We start from the raw sequence: 20,630 nt of genomic DNA, 5'->3' as shown, positions 1-20,630 counted from the left end.
CAGCCTTGTCTGTTTAAGGGCAGGGCTGTTCAGGTTATCATATCATCAGAGGGGGTAGATGCAGAGGAAGGAATCGAACCTTCTCGTGCCGCCATAATTCAGCTCCCTGCGTTTAAAGTAGCACTTGTACTTCGGCGCAAAGATAGAAGTCATATTAAGAAATTTAAGGTGTAAGCGGTTATTTAACAATAACTTAATCTATGGCCTGAGTTTTATCTCCATTATTGACAGTTTCCCTGGCTTTAGAATAGCGGTAGTTAAATTTATCATTATGCTGATGTTAAATCATCAGTTATTTTATCTTCTTTTTTCTGGTTATTAAGCCTCTGATTCTCTATTATTTTGGAAATATGATCGTTGTTTGTTAACAAATAGGTCCAATACATAACATATTCTTTAATCTCCTATAATACGATTTGCTGAATTTTGACTCCTGTAAAACAAGCAGGTCGTGGAGAAGTATAACATAATTAAATATTCAGCAGAGGAAAACACACTTAACATTTTATGGGAAGATAATCATACGAGTGTTTTTTACTATATCTATTTAAGAGATAACTGTTTGTCTCCGCAGAATATTCATGAAAGCGGCCAGAAAATAACAGAAACTGCACAGCTTGATCCTGAGATCAAACCGGCAGTTATTGAGCTCACTAAAGACAATAGTGTAAATATCGTCTGGCAGCAGGATGGACATCAGAGTAAATTCCCGGCCGAATGGTTACGTGACCATTGTCTCTCCAAACAGGAAATTGAAAAGAGGAAAGTAAAAAACAGCCTTTTTGAACCTATTGAATTATGGGATAGTACGCTGAGTATTGGAGTACCGCAGGCCGAGTATCAGGAGATTATCGAAAATAATACCTCATTAACTGTCTGGCTGGAATATGTACGACGTTATGGATTTGCTGTTTTAAATAATGTACCCGTTCATAGTGGTGCGGTAGCCGAAGTAGCCCGTTTGTTTGGTTACGTACGTGAAACCAATTATGGACGTACCTATAATGAAAGGACACAGATTAATCCAAATAACCTGGTCAGTAGTTCAATGGCATTAAGTCCACGTACTGATAACCCTTACCGTGATCCTGTGCCTACATTGCAGTTATTACATTGTCTGCAAAATGAGGTGCAGGGTGGGGATACTATTGTTGTCGATGGCTATAAAGTTGCAGCGGAACTTCTTGCAACACAGCCCGGTTTTTTTGAATTACTCAGTACTGTTCCTGTAAATTTTCGTTTCCGTGACAAAGATCACTGGATAGAACGAAATGCAACCATTATAGGTCTCGGACCACAAAATGAGCTACGTTCTTTAAGATTTAACAATCGGGCAATCCAGCCTTTTGAGATAGAAAATGAACTCATCCCACAGTTTTATAAGGCGTATCAGTCTTTAGCGGGGATGCTTGATAACCCTGAATATCAGGTGAGATTTAAAATGACACCCGGTCAGCTTTTTATTGCAGATAATGAACGCATTCTTCACGGTCGTACCAGCTTTGACAGTAAGGAAGGGAAAAGACATCTTCAAGGTACTTATGCAGATAGAGATGGTCTGCTGAGTAAGTTACGTATGCTTAAAAAATAATATATATGATAAATACCGCGATTGAAAAAATTACTGAAAACTCGGACACGCTTGCTGTTTACTGGGAAAACGGAGAAATATCCAGCTATCCTTATCTGTACCTGCGGGATAATTGTCCGTCTCCATCCACGATACACAGTAACGGACAGAAGCTGATTGAAACATCAGCTATCAATCCGGCTATAAAACCAGAGAATACTGAGCTGCGGAACGGATCAGAAGTATTGATCAGTTGGGATGGTGAAGCACATCAGAGTTTATTTAGTGCAGATTGGCTGTATAATCACCGGCTATCTAAAGCTGCCATTGCAGAGCGTCGTCAGGAAGGTCATTTATCAGCGCCTTTGATATTGTGGGATGAAACATTGAATAATAATCTTCCGGCAGGAGATTACAATGCTATATCTGCCAGCGATGAAGCCTTATGCAGCTGGCTGGAAAATATCAGAAAGTATGGTTTTGCAGTATTACGCAATGTTCCTGCCCAACCAGGGATGATCCTTAAAGTAGTAGAGCTGTTTGGTTATATCAGAGAAACCAATTATGGAAAATTGTTTGATGTTAAAACGACTGTTAATCCTAACAACCTGGCCTTTACTTCGCTCGGTCTGAGTGCACATACTGATAATCCTTACCGAAATCCAACACCAACGCTGCAACTGCTGCATTGTCTGCAATCCAGTGCTGCAGGTGGTAACTCGGTACTGGTTGATGCTTTTAAAGTTATCGCAGATTTAAAATCGCACTCTTCGCAAATGTTTCACCTATTGTCTACCACACCGGTAAATTTCAGATTTGAAGACCAGCACGATCTGATAGAAAGAACAGATACTATCATCGGTCTGGATGTTTTTGGCGAAGTGAATGCTATCCGTTTTAATAACCGTTCCGTGCAGGCTTTTGAAGTTGAAGAAGAGCAGATGATTGCATTTTATGAGGCTTATCAGTACCTGGCAAAGATGATTGACGATGAACGCTATTTTGTTGAGTTCAAAATGGAAGCGTCAGATCTGTTTATAGTTGATAATGAAAGAGTCATGCATGGGCGTAGTGCTTATGACGGAGCAGGAGGAGAGCGGTTTTTACAGGGAGCTTATGCAGACAGGGATGGGTTATTAAGTAAACTGGGTGTTTTGAAACGCAATGCAATCAATCAATTAGTATAAAAATACATCACATCAGAATGGAACAACAAATAGAAGAAACAGTAGCAAATATATTTAACCTTTACGAAGCTCATGGAGCACAGGAGTATGGAGAACGTGTAAGCATGCTGATGCATATGATGCAATGTGCACAATTGGCACAGGCAGCAGGTGAGGAAGATGAAATTATACTGGCAGCATTTTTTCATGATATAGGCCACTTTTTTGAAGGCGATGAAAAGATGGATATCTATGGTACGCAGCATCATGATGATCTTGGAGGGAAATGTCTGCTTGAAATGGGTTTTCCGCAAAAGATGGCAGATCTGGTATCAAGTCATGTGGCTGCTAAAAAGTATCTCATTTATGCTGAGCCTTCCTATTACAATGAGCTGTCCGAGGCCAGTAAAATCACACTTGAATTTCAGGGAGGCCAAATGACAGCTGCAGAAGCAGCCGAGTTTGAGCAGGATCCTTTAGCGCCTTTATATGTTAAAATACGCAGGTGGGATGATCTGGGAAAAGATGCGGATAAGCCTGTGCTTGCCTCTGAAATTCAGCAAATGAAAGAAATGACTTACAATTATCTGCTAAAGTTACACGCGGAAACATCAAATGGTTAATCATTACAAGGTGGAGAAAATATCCCTGATTAAAAAAAAACTTATGCAAATGCCACAGGCTTATACTGCTGTGCTATGTGCTTTGACTACGTTTAGTATTTATATGTGTACCTATGCCTTTCGCAAGGGTTTTACGGCAGGAATTTATCCTGCAGATCAGTTATTGGGAATCGATTTTAAAGTATGGCTGGTTATAGCGCAGGTTGCTGGTTATGCGTTTAGTAAATTCATCGGTATCCGGTTTATTGCAGAGACACAGCCAAATGGAAGAGCAAAAGCTATCCTGATTTTACTTCTGATTGCCTGGTTATCACTTTTGGGTTTCGCTGTTATTCCGGCACCCTATAGCATTATCTGTTTGTTCATTAATGGAATCCCTTTGGGACTGATCTGGGGATTAATTTTTACCTATATTGAAGGAAGAAAAAGTGCAGAATTTATCGGAGCCGTTTTGTGTACCAGTTTTATCTTTTCATCTGGAATCATTAAAACTATTGGCCGTTTGATGATGATCCACTGGTCAGTAACAGAAAGGTGGATGCCTTTTATGGTCGGACTTTTATTTGTCCTGCCACTTCTCTTTTTTGTTTATCTGCTGGAACAGGTGCCACCACCTACGGCAGAAGATATAAAGTTGAGAACAAAGCGGCTCCCTATGACCGCTAAAGAACGTAAAGCTTTTGTGAAATATTTTCTTCCGGGTCTGATTTTTAACATTGCAATCTACGTTTTACTTACAGTAATGCGGGATTTCAGAGATAACTTTGAAGTGGAGATCTGGACTGATTTTGGTTATAAAAACAATCCTGGTATTTATAGTCAGATTGATATTCCTGTTTCGCTTGTGGTGTTGGTGCTGATGTCACTCATTATGCTGGTTAAAAAGAATTTTCTGGCATTTAAAGTGGCTCACTTTAGCATTGGTTTCGGATTTTTGCTGATTGGGGCCGGAACCTGGGCTTTTATGTCAGGGGCAATTCAAAGCATGGTCTATATGTATATCGTTACGCTGGGGCTATATCTGGCCTATGTGCCATATTCAATTATTTTCTTTGAACGGCTGATTGCTACTTTTAGATATAAAAGTAATGTAGGTTTTATGATCTATCTGGCCGATTCTATAGGCTACCTGGGTAGTGTCTTTATCCTGTTATTCAAACAGTTTGGCCACACCCAATTATCCTGGGGCAGTTTTTTTGTGCATGGGGCAGGGCTGGTATCAGTTATTGGTATCATGGGTATTAGTTTATCTTATTTATACTTTTGGCGAAAAAAGTTGGGCATTGCGGCTGAAACAACCGATATTCCTGATCATTCTGTCAGTCAATCCGTAAACCCAGACTTTTCACAGTCTGGGTTATGATGATTCTTGTTTTAATGTTGGTTTCCTACTCCGCTCAGCTGATAACAGCCAAGATCTGTTCCCGGTTGTGTGACTTCAGAAATGCCATAGATACTGTTTACAGGAACTACAATCAAAGGTTTGATCGTCGTGTTCCCTTTTCCAATCAGCGGTGAATTTGCCTGAATCCTGAAATTGTAATTTCCAACGGCATTATATTGTGCAAGCGGATGACCAGTAGTTGGTAACGGGAAATTCAAAAATTGAGGATTGTTTTTCTGAACGGCGTCTCTTCCATCGTAAATTGCCCCTGGTGTGTAATTTGGAGGCAGAAAAGTTGCAGAAGTCGTAATAGAAGGAATATCTGTGGGTTGCGGTTTGGTGATGTAACCAGTAGGATAAAACTGGTTGGCTACACTAAGAGAATCTCCCCACTGGTAGTTATTGCCATAAGATAAGTGGGCTATATCGGCTGTCGGGCTGCTCACTACCCTGTATCCATATTTACAATTGACGGCAACGTTATTATAGTACATACCCATTGCACCTTCTTCATAATTGATTGATCCGCCGCGGCCGCTTTGTATCTGACGGTAACCGCCGCTTATAAATGTATTGTTGTACATCACAATATTGGTTTGGGGTGCTCCGGCCGCCTGCCCTTTATTGGAAGCTTTTTGTCCGTTAGTGGCAGTACCTAAAAAGAGATTGTAGGCAAGTGTACCCACTGTACCACCTTTCATATTGATGCAATCACCACCACTAACTCCGTTTTTTTCAAAAGTATTACGGAAGATAGCCACTTTACCGGCAGAAATCCGGATGGGATCATCAACACCACCATAGAGCCAGGAATCTTCCATAATAAAGTTCCCGTTGTAATTGGCAAAAAGGATGCTGAATTGATTTCCTAAACCAGAGCCTGCAATGGTGGCCGTAGCCTTGCCCTCGGTCAGACCTGCATATTCAATATGTGTCCAGCGTAATACCATTAGATTACAGGTAGGGCCGCCTATGATACCTTTCCATTTCCCGGCATAAGCAGGATCATTTGCAGGTAATATACCCCCCGGCTGATCATTTTTGGTGATTCCAGGCACGGTAATAAAATTCGGCTGATCTTTAGAACCATTACTTACCAGGGTTCCAAGAGCGATCAGACTACTCCCGGTTCCCATATTTAGTTTTACCCCGGGCTGTAGTAATAAGGTATCTCCTGCATTAATTACCAGGTCACAACCGTCCGAAACCGTATAGGTTTTGCCTGACAGCATAGTGCCTTTTACCGGTACTACTGTACTTCCTCCATTACAGGATAATGGTTCTTTATCACTTACCGGATTCGCAGCAGGCGGGGTATAGCTATAAATATCTGTATGTTCCTGTTTCCATTTCTGGCAGGCCGTAAATGATGCAGCTATAAGAAGTAACATCATTATGCTTAATATTTTTTTCATTTTGCTGGTTTTTGAAATTGTCTTTTTTAGAATTTATATCTGAATCCGCCCAGGAACATGGTTTTGTAATAATTGCTTTGTACCAGTGTCTGGCCGGAGATATCCTGTTTTCCCAGAAATTCCTGTTGTTTGATATCCAGGCTCGCGTGCGGGAATTTCAGATAAAGTTTGCTTGCGGCATTGGTGATATTGTTAATCTTTCCATAAAATGATAACTTTTTGATCAGTGTTTTTTCAAAAGAGAAGTCCAGCTGATTATAAGCATGCTGATAGAAATCCAGATTATAATAAGGTGATACCTGTGCAAGCCTTTCGCCGGTATAAACAAAAGCCAGTTGTATATCCAGGCCTATCCGCCCGCTTTTGAACAATACAGACGCATTTCCCACGTTGTTTGCCTGACCTTGTAACGGCCGGGTTTGATCTACCAGTGTTTGCTGCAAACCTAAAGCCGGGTCGTTGGAATAAAGTAATTTGCTGGTCGTAATCCGCGAATGCGTGTAAGTGTAATTCAAAGAGAAACCTATCTCACCAAAGAATTTAGTCACTAATGCTTCAAATCCGAAGTTTGTAGCAGCACCGGTATCATTTTGAGGCTTAATCACCTGTGAGCTTGGACCACCATCTCTCACTACAAAATATTCAATCGGATTGTAAATTCTTTTATAAAATGAGCCTATTAAAAACTGGTCTGCCCCGCCAGGAAATAATTCATATCTCAGGTCAGCATTATCTGCAGTAATATGTTTTAACTGGGGATTGCCGACCTGACTGTAATATTCTCCATCCATTTTGTAAGGTACCAGTTCTCCGAAACCGGGTCTGCTGATAGAGGCAAAATAAGATGCCCGTAAGTTCTGATTATCCGTTAAAGCATATTTGAAATGGATGCTGGGTAAAACATCCGTATAAAGTATATTTCCACTTCTTTCGGTAACCGTTAAAGGCGACTCTGTATCGTAGTTCATCCTTGTGTTTTCGACTCTTACTCCACCCAGAATCTGTAGTTTGGGAATCAGGTTAAACCTGAACTGTAGGTACTCAGCATTATCATCTTCGGTTACCTTATAATTATTCTGCAAATCAGGATTGTTACTTCCAATACCATCAGCAGCAGAATTAAAGGCAAAAGGTATAGTGTTGAAATCACCATTAAATAAAGTAGATTTTCCACCGGTAAGACTGTAGGTGATATAATCGGCTTTGCGGTTTTTATGGCGATATAAACCACCGGCAGTAAATTCCACCTCACGCCCGGCGATGGTATGGTTGAAGATTACATTTCCGTAAATTACTATGTCCTTATCTGTATTATTTTCCCAGTGATGAGTTAATTTGGTATTGTTATCAATTTCACTGGTAATTTCCAGGTTATTGTTGAGTGACTGATTGGCATCATAACTAAATTCAGTTCTGTCTGGCATATGTCTGCTGGCAACGGAATAAACACCATCCCAGTTAAAGCGTAATTTGTCACTGAGCTGATGATCACCATGAAGAGTCGCATTGTAAATATTCTGCTTTGTTAAAGTATTGCGCTGGGCAAGGGTAATCTGTTTTCTCAAAGCAGTTGAATTTATACCTAAACCCAAAGTATCTGAGCCTGTTCTTGATTCAAACTCATTTTGGTGGATATACAAATTGTACAGTGATAATTTATTGTTCTGATCAATTGCATAGTCGATTTTATTGTGTATTCCTAAACGCTGTGTCTGGGTTGAATAAGTTCTGTCATAAGAATCAGAGAATTGTGGTGAATTAGGCTGTGGGATCGCAGATGGCTGAGCATTTGGTGTAAGCTGTTTTGAATCTGATCCGCGGTAGATATTCTGATAACTTGCAGAAACAATTACACCCAGCTTACGTTTTAAAAAGCGGTCCCCGATAGTCAGACCGGCTGTGGAACTGAAAGGACTGCTCAGCTCTTTCTGGCTGCTTAACATCTTATTGTTGAAATCGGTATAGGTTGCAGCATAGCTATTGCCATTAACAGCAGCAGGAGAATTTTTCCCTGGAGAAGCATCAAAATGTACAAAAGGTCTGGACTTTGAGAACAGGGTAGAAAAACCGCCGGAAACGTTGGCATTCCATATTAACCCGTCAGGAGCACTTTTCATAACCAGGTTCATTGCTCCACCAATTGCATCACCTTCCATATTTGGAGTCAGGGCTTTGATCACTTCCAGTCTTTCCAGCATTTCGGATGGGAAAATATCCATAGGAACAAATCTGTACTGATTGTCGGGGCTGGGGATTTTAATGCCATTTACAAGTGTAGTATTATAACGTTGATCCATTCCACGGATAATCGCATATCTGCCTTCTCCGCTTGAAGAACGCTGAATGGTTACTCCACTTACTCTTTGTAAGGCATTGACAACTGTGACATCAGGTAAAAGCTGGATAGTATTTGCAGAAAGGATGTTTTGAATCATACCTGCATTTTTTTCCAGCCCGCGTGCAGAATAATCAGTTTCTTTACTGCTGTGACCAATGATATTTGTCTCATTCATTTCAATGCTGGCATCCTGTAAATGAATCACAATAAATCTGGATTGTCCGCTGCTGAGTGTTCCTTCAAATACTTCTGAGCGTTTGTATCCGACAAAGTTTACCCAGAGCTGGTAAGATCCTGATCTGATGTTTTCAAACAGGAACCTGCCTTGCAGGTTAGTAGAGACCACTTTGGTTGATTTGCCCTGAACCAATGTGATTGAGGCACCCATCATGGGTTCTTCAGATCTGGAGTCTTTTACCTTTACGTCAAGAGTCTGCGCACTCAGACTGGTGGTAAACAGTAATCCGACAAATAGCAATAATAATTTGTAGAATAAGTAAGGTTGTTTCATAAAGGGGTGTTTAAATTTTACACAAAGAGAGCTGTTGAATTCTGAAGGAATTCTGTTTTGTGTAAGTGCTGGAAAATCAATAACATAATGATAATATTGGGTTAATATGAAGCGGGTATTCTCTGTTGTTACAGGAGTTGTGGCTGGGAGATTTTCATTTTTTTTTAGCTGATTTCCGGGTTGCAGAAATAACTACAAATTGTATCCAGAATTCAATGGTAACTATGCAGCATCTATAATTACATATATGCAGAAACTTTACGTATTCAGTTTTTTATTGCTTTTCTCTCTCCCTTTAATGGTTCGTTCTCAAATTATTGGTTCGGTATCCGGCACAGTTACGGATCTTAAATCCAAAGCGCCTCTGGAATTTGTTAATGTTGTACTGAAAAGCCAGTCTGATCATACCGTTAAAGGTCATGAAGTAACAGGAGCTGATGGTTCCTATACTTTTAAATCAATTCCTGAAGGCAGTTATTATATTCAGGCCAGTTATATCGGTTATGATGATACCAGAACCGTTTTGTTTGTGATCAACAGTCAGTATAAAAACAGCAGACAGCATATCGCTCTTGATAATAGTAAAAGCACACTTAAAGAAGTCAGCATCAATTCTAAAAAAGCTGTCTATGTGAATTCAATTGATAAAAAAGTTTATCATGTGGATCAGGATATTATGGCAAAATCAGGGTCTGCCAGTGAAGTTCTTCAAAATGTTCCTTTAGTGCAGGTTGATATAGACGGAAATGTGAGTTTAAGGAACTCTGCGGTAACCATTCTGATCAATGGAAAGATATCACCCTTAATGGGAAAAAATGCCGCGGCGGTATTACAGCAATTGCCGGCAAATAGTATTGAAAGAATAGAGGTCATTACCAATCCTTCAGCAAAATATAAACCAGACGGGACAGGAGGGATTATTAATATTATTTTGAAGAAGGATGTTAAGCGTGGTTTAAATGGTACTGTTACCGGAAATGCGGGGAACAGGGAGCGTTACAATGCTGGTACCTCTTTGAATTATAATACGGGTAAATTTAACTTGTTTGGCTCCTATAGCGCAAAGCAGGATGACAGGTTGAGAACTACAGTGAATCAGCGTTTACAGACAGACCAGGTGACGCATTTGCAAAGTACTTACAGTGATTTTTTAACGGCTAAAACAAGACCTTTTTCTCAGATTGCCAGTTTAGGATTTGATTATACAATTGATCCTAAGAATAGCTTAGGATTATCGGGTAACTTTTATCAGAGAAATTTATATAAAGACGATCTGACCAATAAGAGAGTGACCAGTACTTCCGGTAATCAGGTTTATGACCGGTTCAGAAAGAATCTTGAACAGGAAAAGTCCACAAGCGGTGCATTTTATTTTGAACATGGTTTCAGTAAAGAAGAGCATAAGATACGTTTAGAGGTTAATCTGGCACATTCTCCGGAGACTGAGGATAATCGTTATACCAATGTTTTCAGCGTGCCCGCGATAGCAGATCAAAAGGATAATACACTGATTTTACAGACTGCAGATACCAGGCAGATAACTTTATCCTATGAGAATCCATTGTCTGAACAGATTAAGCTGGAAGCAGGTTATGACGGACAGTTTAATACACATGATATGGATTTTTCTGGTGAAGCATTTAATCAGACCACTCAGCAGTTTATACCTGATATTCAAAAGACTAATCATTTTATATACAATGAGCATGTGCAGGCAGTTTATGGAACTTATACCCAGGCATTTCAAAAAATAACCATGATGCTGGGCTTAAGAGGAGAGTACAGTGCAGTTAATTCCGGGCTGATTACTACTGGTGAATCCATCCCTAATCATTATTTCAAAGTATATCCCACTTTACATTTCAGTTATAAACTGCGGGAAAATAAAGAGCTGCAATTAAACTACAGCCGCAGGGTAAGAAGACCGGAAGCTGATGAGTTAAATCCATTTGCAGAATACGCAGATCCGACTAATATCAGGGTGGGGAATCCCCGTCTGTTACCTGAGATTATCAATTCTGTTGAAGCAGGTTATCAATGGAGAAAGAACGGAATCAGTTTAATGCCCGGCATTTATTACAGATATACCATGAACAGGTTTACAGCAATTACAGAGGCTTTAAATGACTCTGTACTGGTTACCCGTCAGCAGAATCTGGCTAATGACAGAGCGTTTGGAGCAGATGTTGTTATAGGGGTGAATCTGCAGGATAAACTGGTGATCAATTTTACGCCTAACATTTTTTATAATGAGATAGATGCCTCAAATCTGGGATATAGCAACAAGAAGTCTACGGTAACCTGGACAGCAAATTTAAATGCAAGTTATAGTCTGGGGCTTTTAACGGCATTACAACTTAATTCTACTTATAAATCGGCAAGGTTAACACCGCAGGGGAGGTATCTGCCTAGTTATGTTCTGAATCTGGGCGCAAAACGGGATGTGCTGAATAAAAAGGGTAGTGTTTATCTGACTGTTTCTGACTTGTTTAAAACACAAAGACAAGAAGCAGATTTACAGGGGCCATATCTGGTGCAGCATGTTAAAACGGTTAGTAATTCAAGGATCTTTTATCTGGGTTTCAGCTATAGTTTTGGAGTGGTTAAAAAGAAGAAGGATATGCAGTTTGATAATGGGGGATAATATTACAGGAAGAATGGAGTGCCTGTAAAGATAGCTCAGAGCTTTATGAGAAAAGGGATTTGATAATTCAAATCCCTTTTTTTTATTAAAGCATAATCTCTTCAGTGTAGCTGGAGCCAAAACGGTCTGTCACAACTACCCTGAACTGACGGGTACCGGCAGCAGGTATCGCAAAAAACAAATGATCTGTTAAGGTTGGTTCAACCCATTTATGTTTTTTAGGCACCAGCGGGCCGCCGTATAGTTTAGAGGCAATCGGATCCATAGCTGTTCTCTGTTTCATTGTTCCTTTGTTTACGCCGTCTTCAAAGTATTCTACTTTCCATTGAGGATCCCAGTTCCAGACATTGACACCAATTTCCTGCGGGTTAGCAGGGGCAGTGTTTTGTTCAGCTGGGAGGAAAGAACCTTTAGGATAAATCCTCAACTGATGATTTTTATCTTTTCCGGTAGACTTGTAAAACCATTTGATTTCACTGCCATCCACTTCGTAAACACCATATCCGTTAGGACAGCCATCGCTGCAGACGGGGCCTGTCCACCAGGCACCGCATACTGTTCCGTGTACATGTTCGATCATGTTGCGGTCTTCCCATTTTTCATTCATATGGGTATGACCAGACAGGATATGCACCTGATAACCTTCCAGTAATTTATATAAACGCTCCCTGTTTGATAATACGCCGCCCAACTCTTCTTCTTTGAGTTTATTTCTTCTTGCTGAGCCGGTATTGGTAGGGATATGTACAGAAAGAACAACTGTGCTTCCTGGTTTAACAGTCTTTAAATCCTGCTCTATCCATTGTAATTGTGTTTCTGTCAGATAGCCAATATACTTTTTAGCAACACCTAAAAAGAACACATTATCTAATGATATATAGTGAATATCACCTCTGTTATAAGAATAATAAGCAGGGCCAAATTCGTCTTTAAAAGTACGGGTTGATAATTCATCAGATCTTGCATCCAGATCCATATCATGGTTGCCTGGTAAATTGAAAAACGGAATGCCTGTTTCTGCTACTGCATCCTTATAATCAGCAATCAGTTCAAAATGATCCCAAACCAGATCGCCGCAACCAATGCCGTGGAACAGCGTCCCTTTTGGATAAGTACTAACTAATTGCTGTACATCCGGAACAGTCTGACTTTTTAACAATGCTGCATCCTTTTTAGAAATAATCTGAGGATCTGCCCAGACTAAAAAGTTATGTTTTTTATCAGATACGTTTAGTTTTTCTAATTGAAAATCAGCTTTAAAACTGGTCTGATCTTTTGGAATAGCCTTATAAAAAGAGGTAATCCCTCTTTTTTGATTGAACTGATAACCGGCCGGTGAACTGATGTAAACATAGTCTGCCGTATGATTACTGAGTAACTCGTAATTACCACGTTTATCTGTCAGTGTGATATTGATTCCATCAGTTACCGCAACTCCCGGAACCGGGTTGCCGCCGGCACTGATATTTCCTTTTAAAATGACGGTAGTCAGGTCGGTAGGCTTGATGGCAGGCGGTGGGGTAGCTGCCTCAATTAAAGCAGCGGGTGCTACAACCAGTGTACCTGAGAGCCCTAAGTTTCTTAAAAAATGTCTTCTGTTTAACATCTGTATATGTTTTTAAATAGTGAGTTCTGACTCACGTTTAATCTTAATTGGCATAAATGGCAAAATCTTCAATGCTCAGTCTTCCGTTGTTGATTGAAGTATTATTTGTGGTTCCTAAGCCCAGTTTTTTTACTCTGAACCTTACCGGCCCGGTAATATCCATTAAGAATGTGGCTGTTTTGGCAACGGCCGATGCATCGTTAATTACTTTCCCGGTTTGTACCCAGCTCAGCCCGTCATCCTTCGAATATTCCAGTACAAATGAACTGCTGGCATCATTGTAATACGAGCCATAAAGCAGGGATACTTTTGATGCCCCATTAGGTACATTAAAGTTCATTTGCACATAACCCGGAACAGTAAGGTTCTGCTGCATTCTGATACACTGGAAACCAGCAGGATTAAAACGGTCACGGCCAGAAGTATTGGCCAGAATAGCCTGATCCAGTAACCAGCTGCCTGTTTTTAACGCGGCAACAGCAGCTGCATAAGAAGCTTTTAAGCTCTGATCCGGAAACTCAAAAGTTTCAGGGAAACCGTTGTAAATTGGCCCGCTGGCATCCAGCATATCCTGTATATTCCGGGGCCATAAGCTTGGTACGGCATCACCTTTTCCTTCCGGCTGATACATCAGCGGAATACCGGTAAAAGTTGCGCTGGCAGGCAGACCTTTACCCGCAAAAGCAGCGCTTTTTTCTGTGTGTAAAATCATTGCGCCGCCATTATCAGACAGACTTTTATCTCCTGCATATAACTCTCCGGCAACAGGAACAGGAATGATACTCCCGGAAAATATTCTTACCAGTGTTCCTTCATAATCATCTGGTTTGGCTTTGAATAATGCAGTAGTAACAGTAATTGGTTTTCTGCTGTTTCCGCTGGAAACTTTGGTTACCGAGGCTGCATTTAATCCTGTCACCTGCAGACTTCCATTCACTTTTTTTAAGGTTGTTCCATTAATATCCACAACAATGGAATCACCGGTTTGCAGTGCAGCTGCATTTTCTACCGCCAGTAAAATTCCTCTTGTTTTATTCCTCCGGTTATTCTGCATAGCTACAGTTCCTGCAGGCATGTTACCAGATGAACCATCTGATACTACGACACCTATAATCTGATGTGCGCCAGCCAGATTACTGGTGTTTAAGCTAACATCGCTGCCCTGATAAACGGCACGCAGATCTTCCAGAGCGATAATAGGACTAGGATCACCTAAAGCTGAATCGTGCTTTTTACATCCGGCCAGCCCGGTTAATAAGATCCAGCAACTTAGCAATTGAAATATATATTTGTTCATAATTATTGAGCGGTTAAGGTTTTTGCCACCATACTTTAGTGTAGATATCGTCTGCGCCCTGGATAGCCACAGCGGCACTATAATTTGCACCATTGGTAGATTGTACGTAAACAGGGTAATTTAAACGGGAAGGCATTTGTCCGTTGTTCAGCAGACCCGGTCCTTTAGGTAAATACGGATGGCCAGTTCTGCGATATTCAAACCACTGCTCCATACCGGTCATAAACAAACTGTAGTATTTCTGCACGTGGATCAGTTCCAGCTGATTTTCCAAAGCCAGGTTATCTCCCCATTTTACATCTGCTCCTGCTAAGTAGTTTTCGGGAACGGTATAACCCCAGTAGGTAATCCCGTTGGTCACTCCGTTTTCATAATAACTTTTGGCTGTCCCTGCAGTAATCCAGCCTTTGGCTGCGGCTTCGGCCAAAAGAAACTGTAACTCTGCATAGTTTAAAATATTACCCAGTAAAGGTTCTGATTGCAGAGCAACAGGTAAGGTAGATTTGCCTTCCGGAGCCTGCCCGACAGGGTAGCCACTCGGAATACCTTCATACTTTCCATTATAAATGGTAGCCCATCTGGCTATCCTGGGGTCGCCCCATTCCTTTAGGTTATTCACAAAGAAATCGGCCAGTTTGGGTGTGTACCAGTCGGCAGGTCGCCAGGTGGCAAAAGGAGAAACGTATGGTGCCGTTCCGGACCATCTTAAAGCGGCAGATTCTGCATTGCTGTTTATAATCGGGTAATTTGCACTGTTCAACTCTACGATATCTTTAATCTTCGCAGCAGCCTGGCCAGGAGATTTTGCCGAAATACGCATTAATAATCTTAAATAGAGTGTATTGCCAAACTTGCGCCAGTTAGCCACATTTCCGCCATATAAGGGGTCACTGGATGAAGGAATATTTGTTCCCGTTTTTAATAATTCATTAGCTGTTTCCAGTTTTTTGAACAAGTCCTGGTAGATGACTTCCTGACGATCAAACTCAGGCATGAAAATACCATCTTTAGCCTTTGTCGCATTGAAATAAGGGATATCACCATATGTATCGGTTAGTAAGGAAAATACATAGGCCTGACAGATCAGTGCGATTCCTTTAAAACTATTGCTGCCCAGTTGTTCACCTCCGGCATAGATATCATTGAAATTTGATAATTCCAGATACCAGCTGTTCCACAGATAATCTGCTTCAGATTTACGGATATCGTAACGGAAGATTTTACCATCAGTGTCGCCCATATCTACAGTTACCTGCATCAGTTCGTTAGTGAGTCGCTGACTGCGGCTCATATTTGCTTTGACAATACTTGAAATAGCGGGAGCCAGCAGGGCTTGTGGTAAAGCCTTTGCGCTGGTATTCGGGTTTACGTTCAGCTCCTGAAACCCTTTTTTACAAGAGCTTATCGCTAAGCATAAAATCAAACAGATTGTATAATTTTTGAATTTCATTTCTTTAAATGCCTATAGTTAAATTGATTCCAAAAGTCCGGGTAGAAGGGAACTGGCCCAGTTCAAAACCCTGGTTAATAGTGCCATCGTTTAGTGTTCCAAATTCAGGGTCAAAGCCCGGCCATTTGGTAATCGTCATCAGATCACGGCCATAAACACCAATTGTAGCCCGCTGTAAACCAATTCTTCTTAATGTTTTAGGTTTAAAAGTGTAGTCAAATCTGGCTTCGCGCAGTTTCAGGAAATCGGTAGAGTAGGTGCTGCCTTCAATATTATCTCTGCCATAATGGGTAGTATAGTAAGTGGTCATATCTTGTGCGATAACTGTATTGGGACTATAACTTCCATCTGCCTGCTGAACTACACCTTTGCCAATAATTCCATTATACCGGCCCGGGATTGTGTTTGTCGTTTTTCCCTGCTCAGCTAAGACTGCTGCTGTTAATGAATAACCTACTGCACCATATTGTGCATCAACAAGGAAACTTGCAGAGAAATTTTTGTAATGAAACTGGTTGCCTAAACTTGCTTTCCATTTAGGATTGGTATTACCAATATAAAGCTGATCATCAGGGATTACCGGATAGCCATTGTTGTAAACAATCTGTCCGTCCGGTGATCTTTTATAACCACGGCCATACAGATCGCCCATGCTGCCGCCAACTTTAGCTACAATTGCACCACGGCTTGCCGGCCCGGATTGTAAAATCAGGTTATCCAGACTTTCTGTTAAAGCGATGATTTTGTTTCTGTTAGCGGTGAAAGTTCCGAAAACTGTCCATTTAAATCCGTCTTTCTGTGCTATCGGGGTACCATTCAATTCTATTTCTACTCCTTGATTACGTACTTTTCCGGCGTTTACATAAGCATAACTTACGCCTGAAGAACGGTCAACTGTTGTTTTCAGGATCTGATCTTTGGTATCACTTTTATACAGAGCGATATTGACTCCAAGACGATTTTTAAAGAACCGGAGATCTGTACCTACTTCGTAACTGGTCGTATACAGCGGTTTTAAGTTGGTATTGGTCAGCACAGTCGGATTTTGTAATCCGCCGGGATAATTGTCTGCCACATCATAGGTAAATGAGGTAATATATGGCGTTTGCTGCCCGCTACCCACACCTGCAACCGAAGTCCTTACCTTGGCGTAAGAAATAAATTCGGGTAGTTTAAACATTTCGGATACTATAGCACTCAGGTTTACTGAAGGGTAGAAAAATGAAACGTTATCTGTAGATTTTGCTGTTGCCAGCACACTGTTCCAGTCATTACGGCCGGTGATATCTAAAAATAAGTAATCCTTGTAGCTTGCTGTCGCTACGCCATAAAAACTGTTTATTCCGTATTTGCCTCTGTAAGGTTTTGGAGTTAACACCCCTGCGCTGTTAGCCAGACTGTAAATGCCGGGATAGGTGAGTGAATCTGCACGGAGCTCATCTTTGTTGTAAGTATTTCTTAACATGCTGCCTCCGGTAGAAACAGAGATTTTGATGTCTTTGTGAATGTCTTTTTGATAACGGATTAAGAAGTCGTTGGAGATTTCCTGCGAGAAGATATTTTGTGTTCTGTACATACCTTTTTTGAACTTCTCGGTATCAAACGGACGCTGCTGAGAACGGGCATCATAAGAGAAATCCAGCGCACTGCGAACCATTAAGCTTAAATTTTTAGAGAAGTTATAAGTGGCCTGTACGTTTCCTGTTAATGCATTACGGTTCGATTTGTTGAGCATTTCATGGGCAATCAGGTAAGGATTGTCAGGATAGCTGCTAAACGGATAACTCTGCAGCACATTTTCTTTTCCAGGCGCCCAGTAGTCTTTTAACCATCCGGTATCGGCACTTGGCAGCCAGAACATGTTCCAGTACATGATAGACTGATTGTTGTAGCCGGTAGAGGGCAGGTTATCACTAAATTTGTTGGTATAGTTTACTTTGGTAGCTACCTGAAGCTTATCATTTACCTTATGAGTAGCAGATAAAGCGACGGTATTCCTGCCATAACCTGTATTGGGAATAATCCACTTGTTGTCTACATTGGTTAAGGAAAGACGGAAGGTGGTTTTGTCATTTCCGCCATCCAGGGTTACGCTGTTCGTGAAGGTGCGGCCACTTTCAAAGAACTCTTTTCTTGCATTTTTATAAGGTACCCATGGTGTTCTGACTGTTCCTGCAGTTTTGGTAATAGGGTCATACTGGAAAAAAGATTGTCCGTTAAATTTGGGCCCCCAGGCGGAACTGGTGCTTCTGGTACTCGGACCATCTTCGGTAGCGCCAAAGGAGTAGAAACTGGCTCCGTCATTGCCTTGTCCGTATTCATACTGATAATCCGGCCAGCGGGAAATGGTTTCCACAGCAGTATTGGAGTTGATCGTTACACCGATGCCATTACGTTTTTTACCTGATTTAGTCGTGATAATAATCGCACCATTTGCACCTCGCTGTCCGTATAATGCAGCGGCTCCCGGACCTTTTAATACTGTTACATTTTCTATGTCATCAGGATTGATGTCGTTTAATCCGCTGCCAAAGTCAATAGGGGATTCGCTTTGTAAATAGGCGGAGCTTCCGCTTCCAGTTGTCCGGCCGCTGCCGTGGTTGATCACAACGCCATCAACAACGATCAGTGCATCATTTTCTCCGGTCAGATTACTTTCTCCGCGCAGGATAATTTTGTTTGAACCTGCCGGGCCGCCGTTTGATCTGATTAGATTTAAACCGGCTACTTTACCGGATAAGGCATCAGTCCAGTTGTTGGACATAGCGTCAGTAAGCTGTTCTGTTTTTAAGACTTTGGTTGAATAGCCCAGTGCTTTTTCTTCTCTTTTGATACCTAATGCAGTGACTACAACTTCGTTCAGCGCGTTGGTAGACTCCTGCAAATGCAGGTTTAACACTGTATTATGGTTAGCCGTGATTTTCACCTTTTCTGTACGGGTATCCTCAAATGATATGTATTTGGTGATAATCGTATAAGTCCCCGGTTCCAGGTTTATGCTATAGTTCCCGTCATTGTTAGACTGGATAGTCTGGGCAGTTTCCAGTATTTTAACGGATACACCCGGGATGGGTTCAGTGTTCTGATCGGTTATTTTTCCGGTCAGTTTCCCTTTTATGCTGTTGACAAGCAGGATGTTCCGGGCATCTGTTTGTTTGATGGTCAGAGACTGATTATGGAGTAACAGACGGAGTGTTTCTGCTACTGTTCTTTCTGCTTTAGGTAAGTTGATCTTTTGCTGATCGTCTAACTGGCTGTTATTATAGCTAATGGTCATGCCACTTAGCTTTTCGAGCTCGTTAAAGGCCTTTTTTAAAGTAATATTGGTTGCGCCAAAGGTAATCTTCTGGCTGGTTTGTGCATTTGCGGTACTGATAAACAGGCTTATCCACAACAAAATTGCTGTATAGCGAAGCCATCGAATAGTATTATTCATATCTTTACTAAGTTTTCTACTTTTTTAATCGGGAGTTTAAAACATCATTGACGGGCCGGAAATGTTAGCGCATTTCCGGCTTCTTTGTTTTGTATGGGTGTGTAAGTTTTTAGGCCATTCGGTTTTCCTTTCTTTAGTTATGAAATATAATGGTGTTGTCTGATTTGGTATAACGTGATCCGGTCAGGGTGGCCAGTGTTTTGAGCATCTGATCCAGGGGTGTCTGATTAAACGCTGTAGTTATTTTAGTTGCTGCCAGTTTAGGGTCCTCAATTTCGATATCTAGTTTGTAGGTTCTTTCTAAAGTGGAGGTGATTTCTTTAAGCGTAGCATTGTAAAAGGCCATTCTGTAGTTTCTCCAGTCACAAATTGCGTCTGCACTGATCTCATTTTTATTTGTTTTTCCTGTTTTGGTATCTATCTGGAGTTGCTGATCGGGCAAAAGGAAATTGGTTACTGCAGCACGATTTTTTTCTTTGAAGACGACGCCTACTTTACCTGTTTTTACGGTTACAGCGATATGATTTTCTTTAGGGAATGCTTTGATGTTGAAGGATGTTCCGAGAACTGTGGTGCTCACTTTTCCTGTCTGGATAACGAAGGGTTGTTTGGTTTTGTGTTTAACCTCAAAAAAGGCTTCTCCTTCCAGGTGTACCAGTCTTTTAGCAGGGGTAAAATGTTTTGGGTACTGAAGTCTGCTGCCTGCATTGAGGTAAACGATAGAGCTGTCAGGCAGGATAAAACTACTTTGCTGTCCATATGGATTGATAATTTCAGCAAGTTGATTTTGCGGGTTGACTTTGTGGTTTTTATAATGATTTATGCCAATACCAAGTATCAGGATTAATGAAGCAGCCATGGCGAGTCTGGCAAATGGGAATCTGCGTTTAACAGGTTGTTTGTTCTGCCTGATATGGGCGGCAATTTTGGCCCAGTTGTTTTCCTGGTTTTTAGGGTCTTTATAATAGAGTTTCGCAGCATCCAGGATCAGGATGACTTCTCTGAATTCTGTTTCGTGCGCAGGGTTGCTGGCAACCCATTCCTGCAGGATAGTCAGATCTCTTTCTGTAATTGTTTGATGATAGTATTCAGTAATCAACTGATAGTATAGTTCTTCCATTTCGTTCTTATCAGTAAGACAAGATTGATGGGGTGGTTTACGTAGCGAAGAAGATTAAGGATGTGTTAAA

Annotated in this window: 12 protein-coding genes; 5 read left to right on the top strand and 7 right to left on the bottom strand. The window is 41.1% G+C overall.

Annotation, left to right across the window (positions count from 1 at the left end):
* The first annotated feature begins 451 nt into the window (after window positions 1-451).
* The 4 genes from PL_RS04735 to PL_RS04720 are packed head-to-tail and all read left to right on the top strand — an operon-like array spanning window position 452 to window position 4,722.
* On the top strand, window positions 452-1,591 hold the full coding sequence (locus PL_RS04735) for a TauD/TfdA family dioxygenase (RefSeq protein ID WP_052496416.1): 1,140 nt from the start codon (window positions 452-454) through the stop codon (window positions 1,589-1,591).
* Window positions 1,592-1,596: 5 nt separating this feature from the next.
* Window positions 1,597-2,757, top strand: a complete 1,161-nt coding sequence (gene tmpA, locus PL_RS04730) for a 2-trimethylaminoethylphosphonate dioxygenase (protein ID WP_052496417.1) — start codon at window positions 1,597-1,599, stop codon at window positions 2,755-2,757.
* Between the two features lie 17 nt (window positions 2,758-2,774).
* Window positions 2,775-3,359: an HD domain-containing protein gene (locus PL_RS04725; protein WP_041883495.1), complete on the top strand. Its 585-nt coding sequence runs from the start codon at window positions 2,775-2,777 to the stop codon at window positions 3,357-3,359.
* A 10-nt stretch (window positions 3,360-3,369) separates the two neighbouring features.
* Window positions 3,370-4,722, top strand: a complete 1,353-nt coding sequence (locus tag PL_RS04720) for a DUF5690 family protein (protein WP_348621111.1) — start codon at window positions 3,370-3,372, stop codon at window positions 4,720-4,722.
* An 11-nt stretch (window positions 4,723-4,733) separates the two neighbouring features.
* On the opposite strand, the gene PL_RS04715 is transcribed toward PL_RS04720, so the two are convergent.
* Window positions 4,734-6,158, bottom strand: a complete 1,425-nt coding sequence (locus PL_RS04715; RefSeq protein ID WP_041883496.1) for a hypothetical protein — start codon at window positions 6,156-6,158, stop codon at window positions 4,734-4,736.
* 26 nt (window positions 6,159-6,184) lie between these two features.
* Entirely contained in the window at window positions 6,185-9,007 is a 2,823-nt protein-coding gene (locus PL_RS04710) for a TonB-dependent receptor (protein WP_041883497.1), read from the bottom strand.
* 247 nt (window positions 9,008-9,254) lie between these two features.
* Here PL_RS04710 and PL_RS04705 point away from each other — a divergent pair, with 247 nt between their 5' ends.
* Window positions 9,255-11,651 (top strand): TonB-dependent receptor domain-containing protein, encoded by a 2,397-nt coding sequence (locus PL_RS04705; protein ID WP_152620342.1) that lies wholly within the window; start codon window positions 9,255-9,257, stop codon window positions 11,649-11,651.
* An 85-nt stretch (window positions 11,652-11,736) separates the two neighbouring features.
* Here the strand turns inward: PL_RS04705 and PL_RS04700 are convergent, their stop codons facing one another.
* The 5 genes from PL_RS04700 to PL_RS04680 all read right to left on the bottom strand — a co-directional run bounded on the left by PL_RS04700 (window position 11,737) and on the right by PL_RS04680 (window position 20,560).
* The gene (locus PL_RS04700; RefSeq protein ID WP_041883501.1) at window positions 11,737-13,257 is read right to left on the bottom strand and encodes a calcineurin-like phosphoesterase C-terminal domain-containing protein; all 1,521 of its coding nucleotides are present in this window, start codon (window positions 13,255-13,257) and stop codon (window positions 11,737-11,739) included.
* A 43-nt stretch (window positions 13,258-13,300) separates the two neighbouring features.
* Window positions 13,301-14,554, bottom strand: a complete 1,254-nt coding sequence (locus PL_RS04695; RefSeq protein ID WP_052496418.1) for a DUF5689 domain-containing protein — start codon at window positions 14,552-14,554, stop codon at window positions 13,301-13,303.
* A 13-nt stretch (window positions 14,555-14,567) separates the two neighbouring features.
* Window positions 14,568-16,004 (bottom strand): SusD/RagB family nutrient-binding outer membrane lipoprotein, encoded by a 1,437-nt coding sequence (locus tag PL_RS04690; RefSeq protein ID WP_041883502.1) that lies wholly within the window; start codon window positions 16,002-16,004, stop codon window positions 14,568-14,570.
* Between the two features lie 4 nt (window positions 16,005-16,008).
* Window positions 16,009-19,440, bottom strand: a complete 3,432-nt coding sequence (locus tag PL_RS04685) for a SusC/RagA family TonB-linked outer membrane protein (protein WP_052496419.1) — start codon at window positions 19,438-19,440, stop codon at window positions 16,009-16,011.
* Between the two features lie 133 nt (window positions 19,441-19,573).
* Entirely contained in the window at window positions 19,574-20,560 is a 987-nt protein-coding gene (locus PL_RS04680; protein ID WP_041883503.1) for a FecR family protein, read from the bottom strand.
* Between the last annotated feature and the right edge of the window lie 70 nt (window positions 20,561-20,630).

Source organism: Pedobacter lusitanus (assembly GCF_040026395.1).
Lineage (GTDB): Bacteria > Bacteroidota > Bacteroidia > Sphingobacteriales > Sphingobacteriaceae > Pedobacter > Pedobacter lusitanus.
This window is presented reverse-complemented; position numbering and strand designations above follow the sequence as displayed.

What these genes read in the sequence shown, in the direction of transcription:
- tmpA (WP_052496417.1), top strand. Translation starts at nt 1,597, where the DNA reads ATGATAAATACCGCGATTGAAAAAATTACTGAAAACTCGGACACGCTT.
- PL_RS04725 (WP_041883495.1), top strand. Translation starts at nt 2,775, where the DNA reads ATGGAACAACAAATAGAAGAAACAGTAGCAAATATATTTAACCTTTAC.
- PL_RS04715 (WP_041883496.1), bottom strand. Translation starts at nt 6,158, where the DNA reads ATGAAAAAAATATTAAGCATAATGATGTTACTTCTTATAGCTGCATCA.
- PL_RS04710 (WP_041883497.1), bottom strand. Translation starts at nt 9,007, where the DNA reads ATGAAACAACCTTACTTATTCTACAAATTATTATTGCTATTTGTCGGA.
- PL_RS04705 (WP_152620342.1), top strand. Translation starts at nt 9,255, where the DNA reads ATGCAGAAACTTTACGTATTCAGTTTTTTATTGCTTTTCTCTCTCCCT.
- PL_RS04700 (WP_041883501.1), bottom strand. Translation starts at nt 13,257, where the DNA reads ATGTTAAACAGAAGACATTTTTTAAGAAACTTAGGGCTCTCAGGTACA.
- PL_RS04695 (WP_052496418.1), bottom strand. Translation starts at nt 14,554, where the DNA reads ATGAACAAATATATATTTCAATTGCTAAGTTGCTGGATCTTATTAACC.
- PL_RS04690 (WP_041883502.1), bottom strand. Translation starts at nt 16,004, where the DNA reads ATGAAATTCAAAAATTATACAATCTGTTTGATTTTATGCTTAGCGATA.
- PL_RS04685 (WP_052496419.1), bottom strand. Translation starts at nt 19,440, where the DNA reads ATGAATAATACTATTCGATGGCTTCGCTATACAGCAATTTTGTTGTGG.
- PL_RS04680 (WP_041883503.1), bottom strand. Translation starts at nt 20,560, where the DNA reads ATGGAAGAACTATACTATCAGTTGATTACTGAATACTATCATCAAACA.